The 20,009-nt window shown below is 58.2% G+C and carries 22 protein-coding genes; 18 read left to right on the plus strand and 4 right to left on the minus strand.

Annotated features, from left to right (window positions below; genetic code table 11):
• Nucleotides 1–202: 202 nt before the first annotated feature.
• From ATU_RS00005 to dnaQ, 5 genes are read left to right on the plus strand one after another with little or no spacing between them, the layout of a single operon-like run.
• Nucleotides 203–1,024 (plus strand): pyruvate, water dikinase regulatory protein, encoded by an 822-nt coding sequence (locus ATU_RS00005; protein ID WP_010970590.1) that lies wholly within the window; start codon nt 203–205, stop codon nt 1,022–1,024.
• 31 nt (nt 1,025–1,055) lie between these two features.
• The gene (gene actR / locus ATU_RS00010) at nt 1,056–1,655 is read left to right on the plus strand and encodes a two-component system response regulator ActR (RefSeq protein ID WP_010970591.1); all 600 of its coding nucleotides are present in this window, start codon (nt 1,056–1,058) and stop codon (nt 1,653–1,655) included.
• On the plus strand, nt 1,648–2,508 hold the full coding sequence (locus ATU_RS00015; RefSeq protein WP_010970592.1) for a shikimate dehydrogenase: 861 nt from the start codon (nt 1,648–1,650) through the stop codon (nt 2,506–2,508). The genes actR and ATU_RS00015 overlap by 8 nt, the downstream gene beginning before the upstream one ends.
• A complete protein-coding gene (coaE, locus tag ATU_RS00020; RefSeq protein ID WP_010970593.1) occupies nt 2,508–3,089 on the plus strand; it encodes a dephospho-CoA kinase in 582 nt (193 codons plus the stop codon). Before ATU_RS00015 ends, coaE begins: the two co-directional genes overlap by 1 nt.
• A 20-nt stretch (nt 3,090–3,109) precedes the next feature.
• Complete coding sequence (gene dnaQ, locus ATU_RS00025) at nt 3,110–3,808, plus strand: DNA polymerase III subunit epsilon (protein ID WP_010970594.1); 699 nt, start codon at nt 3,110–3,112, stop codon at nt 3,806–3,808.
• 98 nt (nt 3,809–3,906) lie between these two features.
• Here dnaQ and secB read toward each other — a convergent pair whose 3' ends face one another.
• Both secB and ATU_RS00035 read right to left on the minus strand, forming a co-directional pair.
• Nucleotides 3,907–4,389 (minus strand): protein-export chaperone SecB, encoded by a 483-nt coding sequence (gene secB, locus ATU_RS00030; RefSeq protein ID WP_010970595.1) that lies wholly within the window; start codon nt 4,387–4,389, stop codon nt 3,907–3,909.
• A gap of 103 nt (nt 4,390–4,492) precedes the next feature.
• Nucleotides 4,493–5,029, minus strand: coding sequence for an FxsA family protein (locus ATU_RS00035; protein WP_010970596.1), 537 nt, complete (start codon nt 5,027–5,029; stop codon nt 4,493–4,495).
• Nucleotides 5,030–5,169: 140 nt separating this feature from the next.
• Between ATU_RS00035 and ATU_RS00040 the strand changes: the two genes are divergently transcribed.
• The 5 genes from ATU_RS00040 (at nt 5,170) to gyrB (ending at nt 10,499) form a co-directional block, all read left to right on the plus strand.
• Nucleotides 5,170–5,868 (plus strand): Tim44/TimA family putative adaptor protein, encoded by a 699-nt coding sequence (locus ATU_RS00040; protein WP_035258064.1) that lies wholly within the window; start codon nt 5,170–5,172, stop codon nt 5,866–5,868.
• A complete protein-coding gene (gene mltA / locus ATU_RS00045; protein ID WP_010970598.1) occupies nt 5,865–6,977 on the plus strand; it encodes a murein transglycosylase A in 1,113 nt (370 codons plus the stop codon). Before ATU_RS00040 ends, mltA begins: the two co-directional genes overlap by 4 nt.
• Nucleotides 6,974–7,543 carry a Smr/MutS family protein gene (locus tag ATU_RS00050; protein WP_010970599.1) on the plus strand — a complete coding sequence of 190 codons (570 nt, stop codon included), beginning with the start codon at nt 6,974–6,976 and terminating at the stop codon, nt 7,541–7,543. Before mltA ends, ATU_RS00050 begins: the two co-directional genes overlap by 4 nt.
• Nucleotides 7,540–7,905, plus strand: a complete 366-nt coding sequence (locus tag ATU_RS00055; RefSeq protein WP_006311080.1) for a helix-turn-helix domain-containing protein — start codon at nt 7,540–7,542, stop codon at nt 7,903–7,905. Before ATU_RS00050 ends, ATU_RS00055 begins: the two co-directional genes overlap by 4 nt.
• 158 nt (nt 7,906–8,063) lie before the next feature.
• Nucleotides 8,064–10,499: a DNA topoisomerase (ATP-hydrolyzing) subunit B gene (gene gyrB / locus ATU_RS00060; protein ID WP_010970600.1), complete on the plus strand. Its 2,436-nt coding sequence runs from the start codon at nt 8,064–8,066 to the stop codon at nt 10,497–10,499.
• 104 nt (nt 10,500–10,603) lie between these two features.
• Here the strand turns inward: gyrB and ATU_RS00065 are convergent, their stop codons facing one another.
• Nucleotides 10,604–11,206 carry a nitroreductase family protein gene (locus ATU_RS00065; protein WP_010970601.1) on the minus strand — a complete coding sequence of 201 codons (603 nt, stop codon included), beginning with the start codon at nt 11,204–11,206 and terminating at the stop codon, nt 10,604–10,606.
• Nucleotides 11,207–11,334: 128 nt separating this feature from the next.
• Between ATU_RS00065 and ATU_RS00070 the strand changes: the two genes are divergently transcribed.
• The 8 genes from ATU_RS00070 to ATU_RS00105 all read left to right on the plus strand — a co-directional run bounded on the left by ATU_RS00070 (nt 11,335) and on the right by ATU_RS00105 (nt 19,593).
• On the plus strand, nt 11,335–12,177 hold the full coding sequence (locus ATU_RS00070; protein WP_010970602.1) for a fumarylacetoacetate hydrolase family protein: 843 nt from the start codon (nt 11,335–11,337) through the stop codon (nt 12,175–12,177).
• Between the two features lie 125 nt (nt 12,178–12,302).
• Nucleotides 12,303–13,535: a polyhydroxyalkanoate depolymerase gene (locus tag ATU_RS00075; RefSeq protein WP_035258068.1), complete on the plus strand. Its 1,233-nt coding sequence runs from the start codon at nt 12,303–12,305 to the stop codon at nt 13,533–13,535.
• 69 nt (nt 13,536–13,604) lie between these two features.
• A complete protein-coding gene (locus tag ATU_RS00080; protein WP_010970604.1) occupies nt 13,605–14,372 on the plus strand; it encodes a M48 family metallopeptidase in 768 nt (255 codons plus the stop codon).
• 102 nt (nt 14,373–14,474) lie between these two features.
• The gene (locus ATU_RS00085) at nt 14,475–15,137 is read left to right on the plus strand and encodes a phosphoribosylanthranilate isomerase (protein ID WP_010970605.1); all 663 of its coding nucleotides are present in this window, start codon (nt 14,475–14,477) and stop codon (nt 15,135–15,137) included.
• 1 nt (nt 15,138) lies between these two features.
• Nucleotides 15,139–16,359 (plus strand): tryptophan synthase subunit beta, encoded by a 1,221-nt coding sequence (trpB, locus tag ATU_RS00090; protein ID WP_010970606.1) that lies wholly within the window; start codon nt 15,139–15,141, stop codon nt 16,357–16,359.
• A gap of 4 nt (nt 16,360–16,363) precedes the next feature.
• A complete protein-coding gene (trpA, locus tag ATU_RS00095; protein WP_010970607.1) occupies nt 16,364–17,203 on the plus strand; it encodes a tryptophan synthase subunit alpha in 840 nt (279 codons plus the stop codon).
• Between the two features lie 27 nt (nt 17,204–17,230).
• The gene (gene accD / locus ATU_RS00100) at nt 17,231–18,127 is read left to right on the plus strand and encodes an acetyl-CoA carboxylase, carboxyltransferase subunit beta (RefSeq protein WP_006311090.1); all 897 of its coding nucleotides are present in this window, start codon (nt 17,231–17,233) and stop codon (nt 18,125–18,127) included.
• A gap of 86 nt (nt 18,128–18,213) precedes the next feature.
• A complete protein-coding gene (locus tag ATU_RS00105) occupies nt 18,214–19,593 on the plus strand; it encodes a bifunctional folylpolyglutamate synthase/dihydrofolate synthase (RefSeq protein ID WP_169539099.1) in 1,380 nt (459 codons plus the stop codon).
• 47 nt (nt 19,594–19,640) lie between these two features.
• Here ATU_RS00105 and trxA read toward each other — a convergent pair whose 3' ends face one another.
• Nucleotides 19,641–19,961, minus strand: coding sequence for a thioredoxin (trxA, locus tag ATU_RS00110; RefSeq protein WP_006311093.1), 321 nt, complete (start codon nt 19,959–19,961; stop codon nt 19,641–19,643).
• Nucleotides 19,962–20,009 lie beyond the last annotated feature (48 nt).

Raw genomic sequence — 20,009 nt, forward strand, 5'->3', positions numbered from 1 at the left:
AAGACCGAAATTTACGCACCTGTGGACAATCTGGGGAGAATTTTGAACAGTTCCGTCTTATTCCAGTAATTCACAGGCGTCTCGAAGACGAGAGACGCCACTTGCGGATTGTGGAAAAACACCACCTTATTCACCCCGCGGCTCGGCCCGTCGGACAATTCAGAGATTTGTCCCGGTTTATCAACAGGGGGAGAAAAACAGCGTGGAGAACAAAAAAAGCTTCTTCCATCTGCACCTGATTTCGGACTCGACGGGAGAGACTCTGATGTCGGCCGGCCGCGCCGTCTCGGCGCAGTTTCATACATCCATGCCGGTGGAACATGTCTATCCGATGATCCGCAACCAGAAGCAGCTCGCGCAGGTCATCGATCTCATCGACAAGGAGCCCGGCATTGTTCTTTATACAATCGTTGATCAGCAGCTGGCGGAATTCCTGGATCTGCGCTGCCATGCGATTGGCGTGCCCTGCGTCAACGTTCTCGAACCGATCATCGGCATTTTCCAGACCTATCTCGGCGCGCCGTCCAGGCGGCGGGTGGGTGCGCAACACGCGCTGAATGCCGATTATTTCGCGCGGATCGAAGCACTCAATTTCGCCATGGACCATGATGACGGGCAGATGCCGGAGACCTATGACGATGCGGATGTCGTCATCATCGGCATCAGCCGCACGTCGAAAACACCAACCAGCATCTATCTTGCTAACAGGGGCATAAAGACTGCCAATATCCCGGTCGTTCCCAATGTGCCTTTGCCCGAAAGCCTATATGCCGCGACCCGGCCGTTGATCGTCGGTCTCGTCGCGACATCGGATCGCATATCGCAGGTTCGTGAGAACAGGGATCTGGGTACAACCGGCGGATTTGACGGTGGCCGTTACACGGATCGCGCCACCATCATGGAAGAGCTGAAATATGCGCGTGCGCTCTGCGCCCGCAACAATTGGCCGCTGATCGACGTCACACGCCGTTCCATCGAGGAAACGGCCGCGGCGATCCTTGCCCTGCGCCCGAGGACGCGATAATCCGAATCGCATCATCAGGAGCAGACAGTCGATGAAACAAGAGTTGATCCTCGCCTCATCCAGCGCATCCCGGCAGATGCTGATGCGCAATGCGGGGCTGACATTTTCGGCAATACCCGCGGATATTGATGAGCGTGCGCTTGATGAGCAACTGGAACGGGACGGCGCCAGCCCCGAAGAGGTTGCGCTGGAACTTGCGCGGGCGAAGGCTCTTGCAGTCAGTGCGCTCCATCCAGAAGCACTGGTTCTTGGCTGCGACCAGACCATGGCGCTCGGCACACGCGTTTATCACAAGCCAAAAAACATGGCGGAAGCCGCGACGCATCTGCTGTCGTTGTCCGGCAAGGTCCACCGCCTGAACAGCGCGGCTGTTCTCGTTCACAACGGAAAGGTGGTGTGGCAGACCGTTTCCAGTGCAGAGCTTGCCGTTCGAACCTTGAGCGCTGAGTTTGTGTCCCGCCACCTGCAGCGGGTGGGAGAAAAGGCGCTCAGCAGCGTCGGCGCTTACCAGCTTGAGAGGGAAGGAATCCAGCTATTCACCTCCATAGAGGGGGATTATTTCACGATCCTCGGTTTGCCGCTTCTGCCTCTTTTATCGAAACTACGCGACATGGATGTCATCGATGGCTGATTCACGTGAAACATTAACTATAAATGCCTTCGTTGTCGGTTACCCGATCAAACATTCCCGGTCGCCGATCATCCATTCCTATTGGCTGAAAAAATTCGGTATCGCCGGTTCCTATACGGCAGTTGAGGTCTCCCCAGACGATTTCCCGAAGTTCATTGCAACGCTGAAGGAAGGCAAGCCGGGTGCAGCGGTGGGCGGTAACGCCACCATTCCGCACAAGGAAGCGGCTTACCGGTTGGCCGATCATCCCGATGCCTTGGCGGAAGAACTCGGCGCCGCCAACACCATCTGGATGGAGGAGGGTAAACTCCACGCGACCAACACGGATGGTTACGGTTTCGTCTCGAACCTGGACGAGCGGCATCCGGGCTGGGATAAGACCCAGCGCGCGGTGGTGTTCGGCGCCGGCGGTGCAAGCCGGGCCGTCATTCAGTCGCTGCGTGATCGGGATGTTGCGGAAATTCACGTCGTGAACCGTACGGTCGAGCGCGCTCGCGAACTGGCCGACCGCTTTGGCCCACGGGTCTTTTCCCATCCCCAGGCAGCGCTTCAGGAGGTCATGCACGGCGCGGGGTTGTTCGTGAATACGACATCGCTCGGAATGAATGGAACCGAAGCGCCGCATCTTGATTTTTCGCATCTCGCGGCCAATGCGGTGGTGACCGATATCGTCTACGTGCCGTTGAAAACGCCGATCCTCAACATGGCGCAAGAGCAGGGCATCGCAACCGTCGATGGGCTCGGCATGTTGCTTCATCAGGCAAAACCTGGTTTCAGGCGATGGTTCGGCAGGATTCCGGAGGTGGATGAAACCCTTCGTTCCCTGATCATCGCGGATATGGAGAAACATTGATGATCGTCATCGGTCTCACCGGTTCGATTGGAATGGGAAAAACCACGACGGCGAAGCTCTTCGCCGAAGAGGGTGTTCCGGTTCTCGATTCCGATGAGGTCGTGCACGGGCTTTATCGTGCGGAAGCCGTTCCACTGATCGACGCCGCCTTTCCCGGCACGACGATTTCCGGCATGGTCGACCGGCAGAAACTTGGAGACGTGCTGCGAAAGAATCCGGCTAATTTTAACAGGTTGGAAGAGATCGTTCATCCGCTGGTGCGCAACAGACAGGAGGCCTTTCTGGCAAAGGCAAGGATAGACGATCGGGCTTTTGCTCTGCTCGACATACCCTTGCTGTTTGAAACGGGGGCGGAAGGACGGGTCGATAAAGTCGTGGTGGTGAGTTGCGCGCCGGAAATCCAGCGCGAGCGCGTTTTATCCCGGCCCGGCATGACGGAGGAGAAATTCGAAATGATTCTTGCCCGGCAGATGCCGGATGCGGAAAAGCGCCAGCGCGCCGATTTTGTCGTCGATTCGGGAAATGGTGTCGAAGCGGCACGGGATCAGGTAAAAGAAATTCTGCAGAAACTAGGCGCTTGAGTCGCGCCGCGGAGAGATGAATGCGTGAGATCATTTTCGATACGGAAACCACGGGCCTCGAATCGAAGCTGGACCGCGTGATTGAAATCGGCGGTATCGAACTGATCAATCATTTTCCCACTGGCCGCACGCTGCATCTTTATATCAGCCCGGAGGATCGCAAGGTCCACCCGGATGCGCTTGCCGTTCACGGCATTACCGATGAGTTTCTGAAGGACAAACCGAAATTCGCAGAAGTCATCGACCAGATCCGTGAATTCTTCGATGGCGCACGCTGGGTGGCGCATAATGCGACCTTCGATATGGGCTTCATCAATGCGGAATTCGCGCGTCTGGGCATTGAGCCGGTTTCCGCCGAGCTGGTGACCGACACGCTCTCACTTGCCCGTCGCAAGAACCCGATGGGGCCGAATTCGCTGGATGCGCTTTGCCGGCGTTACGGCATCGACAATTCCCACCGCACCAAACACGGCGCGCTTCTCGACTCCGAACTTCTGGCCGAAGTCTATATCGAAATGATCGGCGGTCGCCAGACAGCGCTCGGTTTCGGTTCCGCCGCCCGGCAGGAAACGATCATCATCGAAGAAGACGTGCCGCTTGCGCCATTGCAACGGCCAAGCGCTCTGCCCTCGAGGCTGGATGCGGACACGATCGCAGCGCATGGCAAACTCGTTCTCGGCATGGGCGACAAGGCGATCTGGAACCGCTACCAGAACTAAAGCCCGCCCATACTTTGAAATGGAAAATCGGCTAAATAAAAACCCGGGTGAAGAACCCGGGTTTTGTTTTGTCTGCAATGAAAAGCGGTGCGTGCCGTTTAGTTCGGGACAGCCTGAACCTGGGCCTTGGCCTGTTCTTCGGCAACGCGCTGCGCAAACATCTGCGAGAAATCAATCGGGTCGATCATCAGCGGCGGGAAACCGCCATTGCGGGTGACATCGGCAATGATCTGGCGGGCGAAGGGGAAGAGCAGGCGCGGGCACTCGATGAAGAGGACCGGCAGCATGTGTTCCTGCGGGAAGCCGGCAATGCGGAACACGCCGCCATAAACCAGCTCGGCCGCGAACAAGATCTTGTCGCCATCCTTGGCTTCCGCATTCAGCGTCAGAACAACGTCGAAATCCGAACCGGAGATCGGGTTTGCGTTGACATTGACGTTGATGTTGATCGCCGGCGCATTCTCACGACCCTGCAGAGAACGAGGAGCACCCGGATTTTCGAAAGAGAGATCCTTGATGTACTGGGCAAGAATATTGAGAGAAGGGCTAACTGCGCCCTGTGCGCCATTTTCAGCGGTCATTACGGTTCCTCGCGGCGTGAATTCGTGGAAGGCGGTCTATCATTTCGACCCGGGGCTTACAACCCTTCCTGATCGCGTCATCGCCATCCATTCCACGCGCTAGTCAGGGTTTGGGAAGGTCGCGATCATCAGGCCTGTTCGACCAGGGAGAGTCCTTCGAGCCCTCGCGGTGAAACTCCTCTTCGTCCAGATCCACCACCTTCGAATTGCCCGCAGGCCCGGGGCCATTGCGAAATCCGGAATAGTCACCTTGCTGGGGGCCGGACTGCCTGAATGAGCCAGAAACGACGACGCGCGGGCCGAAGGCTTTCCAGAAAAACCGGCGAATGGCCGGCGACAGAAGCAGAAGGCCGAGAATGTCGGTGATGAAACCGGGAATGATGAGCAGGATGCCTGCGACGACGCGCATGGCCCCGTTAACGAGCTCATCCGCCGGCTGCGCGCCAGTGCGGCCCGCAGCCTGAAGATTTCGCACCATGCCGACGCCGCCGAGGCGCAGTATGAGTAACCCCAGGAATGACGTGAACAGGATGAGCGCCAATGTCAGCCATAGACCGATCGCCTTGCCGACGATGATGAAGCCGGCAATTTCGAGAATGGGCATCATCAGGATGACGATGGGGAGAAAGGAAAAACGCATCTTCTAGCCTTGCGTGTGCATCTCTGGCAGATTGCCGGTTCCCGGGACACCAATGATTGAATCTGCACATTTGAATGATGATAAGATGCAGACTATATGATGGTGAGGTTTTTGATTTTAAATGGCGGTTTTGGTAAAACATGGGCTTTAGCGACTTTATCACATTGTTTTTTCTCGTTGCAGCGGTGCTGATCTTCTTTCAGCTGCGCAGTGTCCTTGGCCGCCGCACCGGCAATGAAAAGCCGCCATTCGACCCCTATAGCCCCCGTGATGTGGCAAAGGGGCCTGTCGCTGACGATAACAAGGTCGTGACCTTGCCGAAACGCGGCGAGGCGGAAGAAGACAACCGCTTTGCCGAGGCAGACGCGCTTGCCCCTGCTGACACCCCACTCAATGCATCGCTGCGCGATGTGATGACCAAGGACCCGTCCTTCAGGCCCAAGGAATTCCTGAACGGTGCTCGCATGGCTTACGAAATGATCGTCATGGGTTTTGCGGATGGCGACCGCAAGACACTGAAGAACCTTCTGTCGAAGGAGGTGTTTGACGGTTTCGAGGCGGCGATCTCCGAACGGGAAAGCCGTGGCGAAGTGGTGAAATCCACATTCGTTGGCATCGAGAAGGCCGACATCACCCAGGCGGGCGTTCGCGATTCCGAAGTGCAGGTGACGCTGAGGATTGTCAGCCAGCTGATTTCGGCGACCTATGACAAGGACGGCAAGCTGGTGGATGGCGACCCGGAAGCGGTTGCGGAGGTGGATGACATCTGGACCTTCTCGCGCGACATCCGCTCGCGCGATCCGAACTGGAAGCTGATCGCCACCGAATCCGAGCAATGAATACGCCCTTTTCGATCGACGAGGTTTCTTTCCGCGATCTGCCCGGATGGGGGCAGGATGACCCCCGCAAGCTTTTTCCGGCGATGGCAACGATCCTGTCGCATCTTCGTAATGCGAAACCCTACAGGACCGGTGCGCTCGGGATAACGGCAGCGGAGCTGGTTTCGCTTCTGGAGCTCGCCGAAAGAGGCCAAGTGAACAGCCCCGAACAGGCGCGCCAGTTTTTCGAAACCAATTCTGTGCCTTTCAGGATTTCTCCGGCTCAGGGCAAAAGCGGTTTCGTGACCGCTTTTTATGAGCCCGAACTGGAGGTCTCCGCCACGCCGGATGATGTGTGGCGTTATCCGATCTACCGCCGGCCGCCGGAGCTGGTGGATATTGACAACGATAACCGGCCGGATGGTTTCGATCCGTCCTATGCTTTCGGCAAGGCGGATGAAGAGGGCATTTCCTATTTTCCCGATCGCCGCGCCATCGATGAAGGGTGTCTGCGGGGCAGGGGTCTTGAGATTGCCTGGGCAAGATCGAAGGTCGATCTATTCTTCGTCCATGTGCAGGGTGCAGCGCGTCTGGTGTTTCCGGATGGCGCGATAAAGCGCATCACCTACGCGGCCAAGGCCGGGCATGTCTTTTCGCCGATCGGCCGGCTGCTTCTCGACCGCGGTGAGCTCGATCCGAAAACAATCTCGATGCAGACGATCCGCCAATGGCTCGCCGACCATCCGGATGAGGTGGACGGGGTGCTGTGGCACAACCGCTCCTACATTTTTTTCCGGGAGGCGGATGTCGCCGGTCTGGACATGGGGCCGATCGCCGCCGCCAAGGTGCCGCTGGTTGCGGGCCGTGCGCTTGCGGTCGACAGGCTGATCCACACCTTCGGCCTGCCGTTCTTCATCCATGCGCCGACGCTGACCCATCTCGACGATGGAAAGCCGTTCGCCCGGCTGATGCTGGCGCTGGATACCGGCTCGGCCATTGTCGGCCCGGCGCGCGGCGATATTTTCACCGGCTCGGGTTTCGAAGCGGGAGAGCTTGCCGGCACGGTGCGCAACGAAGCCGATTTTTATATACTGCTGCCGCGGATTGCTGCGGAAAGGTATCGGCGATGAAAGGCAGTCGCAAGCTCGGCAAGGAAGAACGCATTCTGTGGGGAAGGGTCGCAAAAACCACGCGGCCAATTTCCGGCAGGCTGGAAGATTTGCTGGCTTTCGACGACGTAGAAGAACATCCGCTGGAACCCAGCGTTCCGCAAACTGGTAAAAGCGCATTTCCGCGCATGATTGTGGAGACGGCGGAAGCACTGCCTGCGTCACCGGATAAAAAGCCGAAGACCCATCAGCCGATGGAAAAGCCGGTCAAGCGCAAGCTCACCCGTGGCCGGTTGCCGCTGGAAGGGCGGATCGATCTGCACGGCATGTTCCAGAGCGAAGCCCATGCGGTGCTCCTGGATTTCCTGCTGCGGGCGCATGAACGAGGCCTTCGCCATGTGCTGGTCATCACGGGCAAGGGGCGTTCCATCGGTAGCGATGGTGCGCTGAAAAGGGCAGTGCCAATGTGGTTCGCCAAACCGGAATATCGCTACCTGATTTCGTCCTATGAGGATGCGTCGGCCAATCATGGTGGTGACGGTGCGCTTTATGTGCGGCTTTCGCGGCGGCGCGGTGAAAAATCATGACGCCTTTTGCGGAGGCCGTGCGGCAGCTTCGTGAACGCAAGGGCGTGACGCAGAAGGAAATGGCCGCGGCAATCGGTGTGTCACCGGCCTATCTTTCGGCGCTGGAGCATGGCAAGCGGGGCAAACCGAGCTTCGATCTGCTGCAGCGCATTGCCGGTTATTTCAACATCATCTGGGATGAGGCGGAGGAATTGTTCTTTCTGGCCGGTTCGTCAGACCCGAAGGTGGTGATCGATACGGTGGGCCTGCCGCCGCAATATACGGCTTTCGCCAACCGTCTCGCACGGGATATTCGCAAGCTGCCGCCGAGTGTGGTAGAGGAACTGTCAGCCGTGCTGCAAAAAAGCCGTTCTTGCGATTGAAACCCCTCTATCCCCTGCTTTATTCAGCATCCTGAAGCATGCGGCCTTTGGGATTGGGTGTAGAATTTCTATAGTCGCATGTCGGATTTGAGTGATTCGCTGGCTTCAGGCCTTCTCACTGAAACGCCTGGCCCGAGAAAACTTTGGAAAGAGTACTTATGACCGAAACATCGTCAAGCGAAGTCGGCGCGAACGCGGAATATGGAGCCGATTCGATCAAGGTCCTCAAGGGCCTTGATGCCGTGCGCAAACGGCCCGGCATGTATATCGGCGATACCGATGACGGTTCCGGCCTGCATCACATGGTCTACGAAGTCGTCGACAACGCCATCGATGAGGCGCTCGCCGGCCATGCCGATCTGGTAACAGTGACGCTGAATGCCGACGGTTCCGTGACGGTGACCGATAACGGACGCGGCATTCCGACCGACATCCATTCCTCCGAAGGCGTTTCCGCCGCCGAAGTCATCATGACCCAGCTTCATGCGGGCGGCAAATTCGACCAGAACTCCTATAAGGTTTCCGGTGGTCTGCACGGCGTTGGTGTTTCGGTGGTGAACGCTCTTTCCGTCTGGCTGAAGCTCAGAATCCGCCGCAATGGCAAACTGCACGAAATCGGCTTCACCCACGGCGTTGCCGATGCGCCGCTGTCGGTCATCGGCGAATATGAAGGCCGGTCCGGCACGGAAGTCACCTTCCTGGCCAGCCCGCAAACCTTCACCATGACGGATTATGATTACGGCACGCTGGAGCATCGCCTGCGTGAACTCGCGTTCCTGAATTCCGGCGTCCGTATCCTGCTCACCGACAAACGCCACTCGGACGTCAAGCAGCAGGAATTGCTGTATGACGGCGGCCTCGAAGCCTTCGTCCGTTATCTCGACCGCGCCAAGAAGCCGCTGGTGGACAAACCCATCGCCATTCACAGCGAGAAGGACGGTATCACCGTCGAAGTCGCGCTGTGGTGGAACGACAGCTACCACGAGAATGTGCTCTGCTTCACCAACAACATTCCCCAGCGCGATGGCGGCACCCATATGGCCGGTTTCCGCGCGGCGCTTACCCGTCAGGTCACCTCCTATGCCGATACATCCGGCATCATGAAAAGAGAAAAGGTGAGCCTGCAGGGTGAGGACTGCCGTGAAGGCCTGACGGCCATTCTTTCGGTCAAGGTTCCCGATCCCAAGTTTTCCTCGCAGACGAAGGACAAGCTCGTTTCGTCGGAAGTGCGACCGGTCGTGGAAAGCCTCGTTAACGAAGCGCTCTCCACCTGGCTCGAAGAGCACCCTTCCGAAGCGAAGATACTCATCGGCAAGGTTGTGGAAGCGGCCGTCGCCCGTGAAGCCGCCCGCAAGGCTCGCGAATTGACGCGCCGCAAAGGCGCGCTCGATATCGCTTCTCTGCCCGGCAAGCTTGCCGATTGCTCGGAGCGCGATCCGGCCAAATCCGAACTCTTTCTCGTCGAGGGCGACTCCGCCGGTGGTTCCGCCAAGCAAGGCCGCTCGCGTGAAACGCAGGCCATCCTGCCGCTTCGCGGGAAGATTCTCAACGTGGAGCGCGCCCGTTTCGATAAGATGTTGTCCAGCCAGGAAATCGGCACGCTGATTACCGCGCTCGGCACATCGATCGGCAAGGACGAGTTCAATGCCGACAAGCTGCGTTACCACAAGATCATCATCATGACGGATGCTGACGTCGACGGCGCCCACATCCGTACCCTACTATTGACCTTCTTCTTCCGCCAGATGCCGGAACTGATCGAGCGCGGCCATCTCTATATCGCCCAGCCGCCACTTTATAAGGTGACGCGCGGTAAATCCGTGCAGTACCTGAAGGATGAGAAGGCGCTGGAAGAATACCTGATCTCCATGGGTATCGAGGAAGCGTCACTGACGCTCGGCACCGGTGAGGTCCGAGTCGGCGCCGATCTGCGCGAAGTCATTCTCGATGCGCTACGCATGCGCTCGCTGATCGATGGTCTGCATTCCCGCTACAGCCGCTCGATCGTGGAACAGGCGGCCATTGCCGGCGCGCTGAACCCGGAGCTTTCTGCCGATGCGGCCCGTGCTCAGGAAACCGTTGCCGAAGTGGCCCGGCGTCTGGACATGATTGCGGAAGAAACCGAGCGCGGCTGGTCGGGCGTAGTTCTGGAGGATGGCGGCCTGCGCTTCGAGCGCATGGTACGCGGCGTCAAGGAAATCTCGACGCTGGATATGGGCCTGCTCGGTTCAGCCGATGCGCGCCATATCGATCAGCTGGTAGCCCGCACCCGCGATATCTATGCAACGCCGCCGGTTCTGCAGCGCAAGGATGGCAGCATGGAGCTGGCCGGACCACGCGCGCTTCTGGATGCGATTTTCGCCGCCGGCCGCAAGGGCCTTTCCATGCAGCGTTATAAGGGCCTCGGCGAGATGAATGCGGAGCAGCTGTGGGAAACCACGCTCGACGCCAATGTCCGCTCCCTGCTGCAGGTGAGAGTGAACGACGCGACCGATGCCGATGGCCTGTTCGCCCGCCTGATGGGCGATGAAGTGGAGCCGCGCCGCGACTTCATTCAGGAAAATGCGTTGAATGTCGCCAACCTCGACATTTAATCTTGTGGGGTGTTTCGCGTAACGATTCACGTGAAACGAAAATTTAACAAAAGGCCCGGCGGTGAATTTCCGCCGGGCCTTTTGTTTGATGGTGTCGGGCGTGATTAATCGGCCTTGCCGGTGAAGCGGCCTTCGAAAGCGACATCTGCCAGAGGTACGCGCTTGCTGGGCACCTCGCGCTCCGCCAGATCATCGGGAAGAATGGATTTATCCGTCAACGTCCCGATCGCAACCCCGGCCTCCACCTTGAAGCCATCAGGTATATCAAGCTTTTCGACGATCCGGTCTTTGAAGATACCGCCCATCCCATGCGCATGATAGCCAAGTAGATGAGCTTGCATGGCGAGCGAGAACCAGGCTGCGCCGGCATCGAAGGAGTGAGTGGCGGATGGCTTCTTCTCGCCTTCGTGCGAAATGGTGTGGTCGCGGGAGATGACGAAAAGCAGCACGGAGGCGTTCTTCGCCCACTTCTGGTTTCCCTCCATCAACAGTTCCACGAAGAGTGGCCAGTCTTCGCTGTCCTTATGGGCATAAACGAAACGCCACGGTTGATGGTTGGAAGCGGATGGCGCCCAGTGGGCCGCGTCGAGAATGGTCAACAAATGCTCTTTCGGCATAGGGCTGCCATCGAAGGCGCGCGGAGACCAGCGGTCGAGGAAGAGGGGATCGACGGGATATTCAGATTGCCTGTTATTGCTGTTCGTCACGGGCGATGTCCTTTTGATTGCCGGGAAGGAAAAGGTATTTTTCGAAACTTGGCGCAGTCAAGGGGTGACAAGTATGAATGCATCGTTCATATATGCATCACCTTGTCTGACAACCGGGAGAGAGTTCCATGAAATTGATGCGTGTTGGCCAGCCCGGCCAGGAAAAACCAGCCATTCTCGATGCGGAAGGAAAAGTCCGCGATCTGTCCGCCCATGTGAAAGATATCGGCGGCGACGCGATTTCTCCCGAGGGTCTCAAGAAGATCGCCGCGATCGACCTCGCCACCCTGCCGGTGTTGAGCGAAGAGCGCATTGGCGCCTGCGTTGCGGGTACCGGAAAATTCATCTGCATCGGCCTCAACTTCTCCGACCATGCGGCTGAAACGGGTGCTACCGTACCGCCGGAACCGGTCATTTTCATGAAGGCGACCTCGGCCATCGTCGGTCCGAACGATAACGTCACCATTCCGCGCGGCTCGGAAAAGACCGACTGGGAAGTCGAGCTTGGCGTCGTCATCGGCAAGACCGCGAAATACGTCTCGGAAGCGGACGCCCTCGATTATGTCGCCGGTTATTGCGTATCGCACGACGTTTCCGAGCGCGCCTTCCAGACAGAACGTGCCGGTCAGTGGACAAAGGGCAAGTCCTGCGACACTTTCGGCCCCATCGGCCCCTGGCTGGTGACGAAGGACGAAATCACCGATCCGCAGAACCTCGGCATGTGGCTGAAGGTCAATGGCCAGACCATGCAGGACGGTTCCAGCAAGACAATGGTTTACGGCGTCGCCCACGTTGTCTCCTATCTCAGCCAGTTCATGTCGCTGCATCCCGGCGATGTCATTTCCACCGGCACCCCTCCCGGCGTCGGCATGGGCCAAAAGCCGCCGCGTTACCTGAAGACTGGTGACGTCGTGGAACTCGGCATCGAGGGCCTCGGTTCCCAGAAGCAGACTTTCGTCGCTGACATCTGATCGCCGGCAGGCATTCAACGAAAAGTGAGGCGCCGGCGGGAAACCGCTGGCGCCTTAAATTTTGTGCACCTGCGAAAAGCTGCTATGGTCAGAAAAAGAGCGTGATCGCGAGGGAGGCGTCATCAGTGTTCTACCACCTCTATGAAATGAACCATGCGGCCATGGCGCCGCTGCGTGCCGGCGCGGACATGATGCGCCAGGCCTGCAACAATCCTCTCAATCCGCTGTCCAGCACCGCTTTCGGCAGAAGCCTCGATGCCGGTTTCGAGGTTTTCGAACGTCTGACGCGCCGTTACGTCAAGCCGGAATTCGACCTCGGCTCCACGAGCGTCGATGGCCAGACCGTTGTTGTCACTGACGAGACCGTCTGGTCGCGCCCGTTCTGCAGCCTTGTTCATTTTAACCGCGACCTGGAGCCGACCCGCAAGCCGGATCCGAAAGTCTTGCTCGTCGCGCCGATGTCCGGCCACTATGCGACTCTGCTGCGCGGGACGGTGGAAGCCCTGTTGCCCTCGGCCGATATTTACATCACCGATTGGGCCGATGCCCGTATCGTACCGGCAACTGAGGGAACCTTCGATCTCGACGACTATATTGACTATGTCATCGAAATGCTGCGGCATATCGGCCCCGGCGCCCATGTGGTCGCCGTCTGCCAGCCATCCGTGCCGGTTCTGGCTGCCGTTTCCCTCATGGAGGCGGATGGCGATACGTTTGCGCCGGCCTCCATGACGCTGATGGGCGGACCGATCGATACGCGCATCAACCCCACCGCCGTCAACGGTCTTGCCACGGCCAAGCCGATCGAATGGTTTCGCGACAATGTCGTCATGCAGGTGCCGTGGCCGCAGCCGGCTTTCGGGCGCTATGTCTATCCAGGTTTCTTGCAGCTGTCGGGTTTCATGTCCATGAACCTCGACAAGCACATGACGGCGCATAAGGATTTTTACCTGAACCTGGTCAAGAATGACGGCGATTCCGCCGAAAAACACCGCGAATTTTACGATGAATATCTTGCTGTCATGGACCTGACGGCGGAATTTTATCTGCAGACGGTGGAAACCGTCTTCATCGACCATGCGCTTCCGAAAGGCAATATGCTGCACCGGGGCAGGGCGGTTGATCCTACCGCGATCCACAATGTCGCGTTATTCACGGTCGAAGGCGAGAATGACGATATCTCCGGTGTCGGCCAGACGAAGGCTGCACATGATCTTTGCCGGAACATCCCTGAAGACAAGCGCGCCCACTACATGCAGCCGGATGTGGGGCACTATGGCGTCTTCAACGGTTCGCGCTTCCGCAAGGAAATCGTGCCGCGCATGCTGGATTTCATCGGCAAACACCAGATGGCCTAAGCGTGAAACGGCAGGTGGTGCCGCGCATTTGCATGGCCAAGCGATGGACGAATCGGTTATGAAGGCTTCATGTTTTCGCTCCTCAGAAAATCCCTGAAGTCACCGGCGCCCAAAAAGGTCGTGCCGAGCCAGCGCACCGTTTCCGTTGCGGGACGGCAAGTGCCGATCACGGTCAGGGAAAACCCGCGGGCAACGCGCATCACATTGCGCATCGAACCGGGCGGTCGGGCGCTGAAGCTGACGATCCCGATGGGCCTGCATCACCGTCAGGTAGATGACTTTCTCGAAAGACACCAGGGCTGGCTGGAAGGCAAGCTTCTGAAGTTCAGCCCTGATGACGGTCTTCGTCCCGGTGCGACCATCGATATCAGAGGCATCTCTCATCGCATCGAGCACACCGGCAGCCTGAGGGGCCTGACCCATATCGCGAAAGACGCTGATGGTGTGGCTGTTCTAAAAGTCAGCGGCGCGCCGGAGCATCTGAGACGGCGGATCGCGACCTTCCTGAAAAAGGAAGCAAAGGCCGATCTGGAACGGCTGGTTGCCATTCATGGCCGTGCTGCCGGCCGGCCGGTGCGGTCCATCAGCATGAAGGATACACGCAGCCGCTGGGGCTCCTGTTCCCATGATGGAAATTTGAGCTTTTCGTGGCGTATCGTCATGGCTCCGGACAGGGTCATCGATTATCTCGCTGCCCATGAGGTCGCGCATCTGAGCGAAATGAACCACGGCCCGAAATTCTGGGCGCTGTGCGAAAAACTCTGTCCACACACCAGTGAAGCCAAGGACTGGCTGAAACGCCATGGCTCCAAACTGCACGCCATCGATTTCGATTGAAACTGGCGGCGTGCATCGCCATCTGGATTCACGTGAAACATTCCATCGAAAAGGGATGCGATTTGGCTCGACTCTTGTCGCATTTCATGTCAGGTCGCGGGTATGAAACCGGATATCAAGATTTGCGGATTGAAGACACCGGAAACGCTGGAGCGCGTCGTCCGGCGCGGTGCGTCCCATGTCGGTTTTATTTTCTTTGAAAAAAGCCCCCGCTATATCGAGCCGGACCTTGCCGGCCGGTTGGCCGAAGCCGCCCGTGGCGCCGCCAAAGTGGTTGCCGTCACTGTCGATGCTGATAATGATTATCTCGATGAAATCGTCGATCTTGTCAGGCCGGATATTCTGCAATTGCATGGCAGCGAAAGCCCGGAGCGGCTGCTGCATATCAAGGCGCTTTACGGCCTGCCGGTGATGAAGGCGATTTCCATTCGCGATGCCGCGGATCTTGCCAAAATAGAGCCTTATATTGGCATAGCCGACCGTTTCCTGCTGGATGCCAAGGCGCCTGCCGGTTCTGATCTGCCTGGCGGCAACGGCGTCTCGTTCGACTGGACGATCCTGCGCTCACTTGACGAAAGTGTGGATTACATGCTTTCCGGGGGGCTGAATAAGGACAATGTCGCCGAGGCTCTGGCGGAAACCCGGGCGAGCGGATTAGATTTGTCGTCTGGCGTCGAAAGCGCGCCGGGCGTCAAGGATTTGTCCAAGATTGATGCTTTTTTCGATGTGGTGAATGATTGGTCGAAAGGCCCAAAGGGAGCTTGAAGTGAACGACGCGCCAACACCCAATTCTTTTCGTGCTGGTCCCGATGAGGACGGACGCTTCGGCATTTACGGAGGACGCTTCGTTGCCGAAACGCTGATGCCGCTTATCCTGGATTTGCAGGCGGAATGGGATAAGGCCAAGAGCGATCCCGAGTTTCAGGCCGAACTAAAATATCTCGGCACGCATTACACCGGCCGCCCGAGCCCGCTTTATTTCGCGGAGCGTCTCACGGCGGAACTTGGCGGCGCGAAGATTTATTTCAAGCGCGAAGAGTTGAACCATACTGGCTCGCACAAGATCAACAATTGCCTCGGCCAGATCCTGCTTGCCAAGCGCATGGGCAAGACCCGCATCATTGCCGAAACCGGTGCGGGCCAGCACGGCGTTGCCTCGGCCACGGTTGCTGCACGTTTCGGCCTGCCTTGCGTGGTTTATATGGGCGCCACTGATGTCGCCCGTCAGGCCCCGAACGTATTTCGCATGAAGCTTCTCGGCGCCGAGGTAAAGCCGGTCACGGCCGGCCATGGCACGCTCAAGGACGCCATGAACGAGGCACTGCGTGACTGGGTCACCAATGTCGACGATACCTATTACCTGATTGGCACCGCAGCCGGCCCGCATCCCTATCCGGAAATGGTCCGTGATTTCCAGGCGGTTATCGGCGAGGAAGCCAAGGCGCAGATGCTGGAGGCGGAAGGCCGCCTGCCGGATATGATCATTGCCGCTGTCGGCGGCGGGTCGAACGCCATCGGCATCTTCCATCCGTTCCTCGATGACAAGAATGTCCGTATCGTCGGCGTCGAAGCCGGCGGCAAGGGCCTGTCTGGCGAAGAACACTGCGCCTCGATCACAGCCGGTTCACCGGGCGTGCTGCATGGCAACCGCACCTATCTGCTTCAGGACGGTGATGGCCAGATCAAGGAAGGTCATTCGATCTCCGCAGGCCTCGATTATCCCGGCATCGGGCCAGAGCATTCCTGGCTGAACGATATCGGCCGCGTCGAATATGTGCCGATCATGGACCATGAGGCATTGGACGCCTTCCAGATGTTGACCCGCCTCGAAGGGATCATTCCGGCTCTGGAGCCAAGCCACGCGCTGGCCGAAGTCATCAAGCGCGCGCCGAAAATGGGCAAGGATGAAATCATCCTGATGAACCTCTCCGGCCGTGGCGACAAAGATGTCCACACCGTCAGCAAGTTCCTTGGAATGGATGTATAAGATCATGACTGTACGTATGGACAAGCGCTTTGCCGATCTGCGGGCTGAAAATCGCCCCGCCCTGATCACCTATTTCATGGGCGGCGACCCGGATTTCCAGACCTCGCTTGGCATCATGAAGGCCCTGCCGGAAGCAGGCGCCGACGTTATCGAACTCGGCATGCCGTTTTCCGATCCCATGGCGGATGGCCCGGCCATTCAGCTGGCCGGCCAGCGCGCGCTGAAGGGTGGACAGACACTGAAGACCACGCTCGATCTCGCCCGCGAGTTCCGCAAGCAGGACAATGCAACGCCGATCGTGATGATGGGCTATTATAATCCGATCTATATCTATGGCGTTGAAAAGTTTCTGGACGACGCAATTGCCAGTGGCATTGATGGCCTTATCGTGGTCGACCTGCCGCCGGAAATGGACGATGAACTCTGCATTCCGGCGCTTGCGCGCGGCATCAATTTCATCCGTCTGGCGACGCCGACCACGGATGGCAAGCGCCTGCCGGCCGTCCTTAAAAATACCTCAGGTTTCGTGTATTACGTCTCGATGAACGGTATCACCGGTTCAGCACTTCCCGATCCCTCGTTGATCTCGGGCGCTGTCGGTCGTATCAAGGCGCATACGGAACTGCCGGTTTGTGTCGGTTTTGGCGTCAAGACGGCCGATCATGCGAAGGCGATCGGTGCCGTAGCGGATGGTGTGGTGGTGGGTTCAGCCATCGTCAACCAGATTGCGGGCAGCCTGACCAAGGACGGGCAGGCGACCGCCGACACTGTGCCGGCAGTTACGACGCTGGTAAAAGGACTTTCAACGGGCGTGCGTGCATCGCGCCTCGCCGCTGCGGAATAAGCGCGCGGCCCAGTCAGGAGTAGACAGTTGAACTGGATCACCAATTACGTTCGGCCGCGGATCAATTCCATGCTTGGCCGCCGCCCGGAGGTTCCGGAGAACCTGTGGATCAAGTGCCCGGAAACGGGTGAGATGGTCTTCCACAAGGATCTGGAGGACAACAAGTGGGTCATCCCGGCTTCCGGTTACCACATGAAGATGCCGGCCAAGGCGCGCCTTGCCGATCTTTTTGATGGTGGCATCTATGAGGCCTTGGCCCAGCCTAAAGTGGCACAGGACCCGCTGAAATTCCGCGATTCCAAGAAATACACCGATCGCCTGCGCGACAGCCGCGCAAAGACCGAGCAGGAAGATACGATCCTTGCCGGCGTTGGTCTTCTGAAAGGCCTGAAGATCGTTGCCGTTGTGCATGAATTCCAGTTCATGGCCGGCTCGCTCGGCATTGCCGCCGGCGAAGCGATCGTCAAGGCTTTCGAGCGCGCCATCTCGGAGCGTTGCCCGCTCGTCATGTTCCCGGCCTCGGGTGGCGCCCGTATGCAGGAAGGCATTCTGTCGCTGATGCAACTACCGCGCACCACGGTTGCGGTGAATATGCTGAAAGAGGCAGGCATGCCGTATATCGTGGTTCTGACCAACCCGACCACGGGCGGTGTCACGGCTTCCTACGCCATGCTGGGCGATGTCCATATTGCCGAGCCGGGCGCGGAAATCTGCTTTGCCGGCAAGCGTGTCATCGAGCAGACCATTCGCGAAAAGCTGCCGGAAGGCTTCCAGACCTCGGAATACCTGCTGGAACACGGCATGGTGGATATGGTCATCGATCGTCGCGAAATCCCGGACACGCTGGCCAGCATGCTCAAGATCATGACCAAGGCGCCTGCCGATAACGCGAACGCCGTCGTTCCGCTGGCCGCTTCGGCCTGAGGAAAAAAATATGTCGCCCGGAGGCATAAACTGCTTTCGGGATGATGCTATACGTTGCCTGATTTCATTTTTGGGGCAGCGGACAAATGGCAAACAAAACGCCTGAAAGGCGAACGGAAGACATGACGAAGCCCGCGATCGGTGAGGCCGAAAAGATCATTGAAGAGCTGATGCAGCTTCACCCCAAGGGGTTTGATCTTTCACTCGACAGAATTTCCCGTCTTCTCGAAAAACTCGGCAATCCGCAAAACAGAATGCCGCCGGTGATCCATGTGGCGGGCACCAATGGCAAGGGTTCCGTTAGCGCCTTTTGCCGGGCTTTGCTGGAAGCGGCCGGACTTCCTGTTCATGTCCATACCAAGCCCCATCTCGTCAACTGGCATGAGCGCTATCGTCTCGGCGTTGCCGGGGAGAGGGGCCGCTTTGTTGAAGACGCTGTCTTCGCGGACGCCCTGCGTCGCATCGAAGTCGCGAACGATGGGCAGAAGATCACCGTTTTTGAAATTTTGACTGCTGTCATGTTCCTGCTTTTTTCGGAGCATCCCGCTGATGCTGCGATCGTCGAGGTTGGACTGGGCGGTCGCTTCGATGCAACCAATGTGATCAATAGCCCTGCCGTTTCCATCATCATGCCGATTTCGCTCGACCATGAAGCTTATCTCGGCGACCGCGTGGAACTGATTGCCGCCGAAAAGGCTGGCATCATGAAAAAGGGTTCGCCCGTCGTCATCGGCCATCAGGAATATGATGCGGCGCGTGAAACGCTCGTCGCTACGGCCGAGCGGCTTGGTTGCCTGGTTTCTGTCTACGGACAGGATTTTTCCGCCCATGAAGAATTCGGCCGCATGGTCTACCAGGATGAATTCGGCTTGGCCGATGCGCCGTTGCCGCGTCTTCCCGGCCGCCATCAGCTCGCTAACGCTGCCGCAGCGATCCGCGCCGTGAAAGCAGCCGGTTTCGAAGTGACGGAGCGGATGATCGAAAAGGCCATGACTTCAGTGGAATGGCCCGGCCGTCTTCAGCGCATCCTGACCGGCAAAATCGCTGAAATCGCCCCGAAGGGTGCCGAGATCTGGATCGATGGCGGTCACAACCCCGGCGCGGGTGAGGTGATTGCCGAGGCCATGGCAGGTTTTGAGGAAAAGACGCCGCGCCCACTCTTCATCATCGCTGGCATGATCAATACCAAGGACCCGGTGGGTTATTTCAAGGCTTTCGCCGATATTGCCGAATATGTCTTCACCGTGCCGATAGGCGGCACGGATGCGGCGATCGACCCTGTCGTGCTTGCCCATGCCGCTTTTGATGCCGGTCTGGTGGCCGCGCCCACATCGACGCTGACCCATGCTCTGGAAGAATTGTCGCGCCGTGTAGATCCCGAAGGACCGCCGCCGCGCATCCTTATCGGCGGATCGCTTTATCTTGCCGGAAACGCCCTTGCTTTCAACGGTACCGTTCCCCAATAAAAAAGCCCGGCGATCATGCCGGGCTTTTTTCATTCCATAAAAACGGCTTAAGCAGCGCTGGAAATCCAGGCGGAAAGCGCTGTCTTGGGTGCAGCACCTACCTTGATATCAGCCACTTCGCCACCCTTGAATATGGCAAGCGTCGGGATCGAGCGAACGCCGAACTGAGCGGCCAGCTCCGGGTTTTCGTCGATGTTGAGCTTCGCAACTTTGACCTTGCCAGCCAGCTCGGAGGAAATTTCCTCAAGGCTCGGCGCGATCATCTTGCACGGACCGCACCACTCGGCCCAGAAATCCACCACGACGGGTTCGGCGGATTCGAGGACTTCGGACTGGAAGTTGGCGGCATCGACTTTTACGGTAGCCATATCTGGCTCTCCTTTCAGTAAATCTTTTCCGCTATCGATGTGATGCGG

The sequence above is a fragment of the Agrobacterium fabrum str. C58 genome, assembly GCF_000092025.1.
GTDB lineage: Bacteria > Pseudomonadota > Alphaproteobacteria > Rhizobiales > Rhizobiaceae > Agrobacterium > Agrobacterium fabrum.

Excerpts from the sequence above, each read along its gene's own strand:
- actR (WP_010970591.1), top strand. The coding sequence starts at position 1,056 with ATGAAACAAGAGTTGATCCTCGCCTCATCCAGCGCATCCCGGCAGATG.
- ATU_RS00015 (WP_010970592.1), top strand. The coding sequence starts at position 1,648 with ATGGCTGATTCACGTGAAACATTAACTATAAATGCCTTCGTTGTCGGT.
- coaE (WP_010970593.1), top strand. The coding sequence starts at position 2,508 with ATGATCGTCATCGGTCTCACCGGTTCGATTGGAATGGGAAAAACCACG.
- dnaQ (WP_010970594.1), top strand. The coding sequence starts at position 3,110 with ATGCGTGAGATCATTTTCGATACGGAAACCACGGGCCTCGAATCGAAG.
- secB (WP_010970595.1), bottom strand. The coding sequence starts at position 4,389 with ATGACCGCTGAAAATGGCGCACAGGGCGCAGTTAGCCCTTCTCTCAAT.
- ATU_RS00035 (WP_010970596.1), bottom strand. The coding sequence starts at position 5,029 with ATGCGTTTTTCCTTTCTCCCCATCGTCATCCTGATGATGCCCATTCTC.
- ATU_RS00040 (WP_035258064.1), top strand. The coding sequence starts at position 5,170 with ATGGGCTTTAGCGACTTTATCACATTGTTTTTTCTCGTTGCAGCGGTG.
- mltA (WP_010970598.1), top strand. The coding sequence starts at position 5,865 with ATGAATACGCCCTTTTCGATCGACGAGGTTTCTTTCCGCGATCTGCCC.
- ATU_RS00050 (WP_010970599.1), top strand. The coding sequence starts at position 6,974 with ATGAAAGGCAGTCGCAAGCTCGGCAAGGAAGAACGCATTCTGTGGGGA.
- ATU_RS00055 (WP_006311080.1), top strand. The coding sequence starts at position 7,540 with ATGACGCCTTTTGCGGAGGCCGTGCGGCAGCTTCGTGAACGCAAGGGC.
- gyrB (WP_010970600.1), top strand. The coding sequence starts at position 8,064 with ATGACCGAAACATCGTCAAGCGAAGTCGGCGCGAACGCGGAATATGGA.
- ATU_RS00070 (WP_010970602.1), top strand. The coding sequence starts at position 11,335 with ATGAAATTGATGCGTGTTGGCCAGCCCGGCCAGGAAAAACCAGCCATT.
- ATU_RS00080 (WP_010970604.1), top strand. The coding sequence starts at position 13,605 with ATGTTTTCGCTCCTCAGAAAATCCCTGAAGTCACCGGCGCCCAAAAAG.
- ATU_RS00085 (WP_010970605.1), top strand. The coding sequence starts at position 14,475 with ATGAAACCGGATATCAAGATTTGCGGATTGAAGACACCGGAAACGCTG.
- trpA (WP_010970607.1), top strand. The coding sequence starts at position 16,364 with ATGACTGTACGTATGGACAAGCGCTTTGCCGATCTGCGGGCTGAAAAT.
- ATU_RS00105 (WP_169539099.1), top strand. The coding sequence starts at position 18,214 with ATGGCAAACAAAACGCCTGAAAGGCGAACGGAAGACATGACGAAGCCC.
- trxA (WP_006311093.1), bottom strand. The coding sequence starts at position 19,961 with ATGGCTACCGTAAAAGTCGATGCCGCCAACTTCCAGTCCGAAGTCCTC.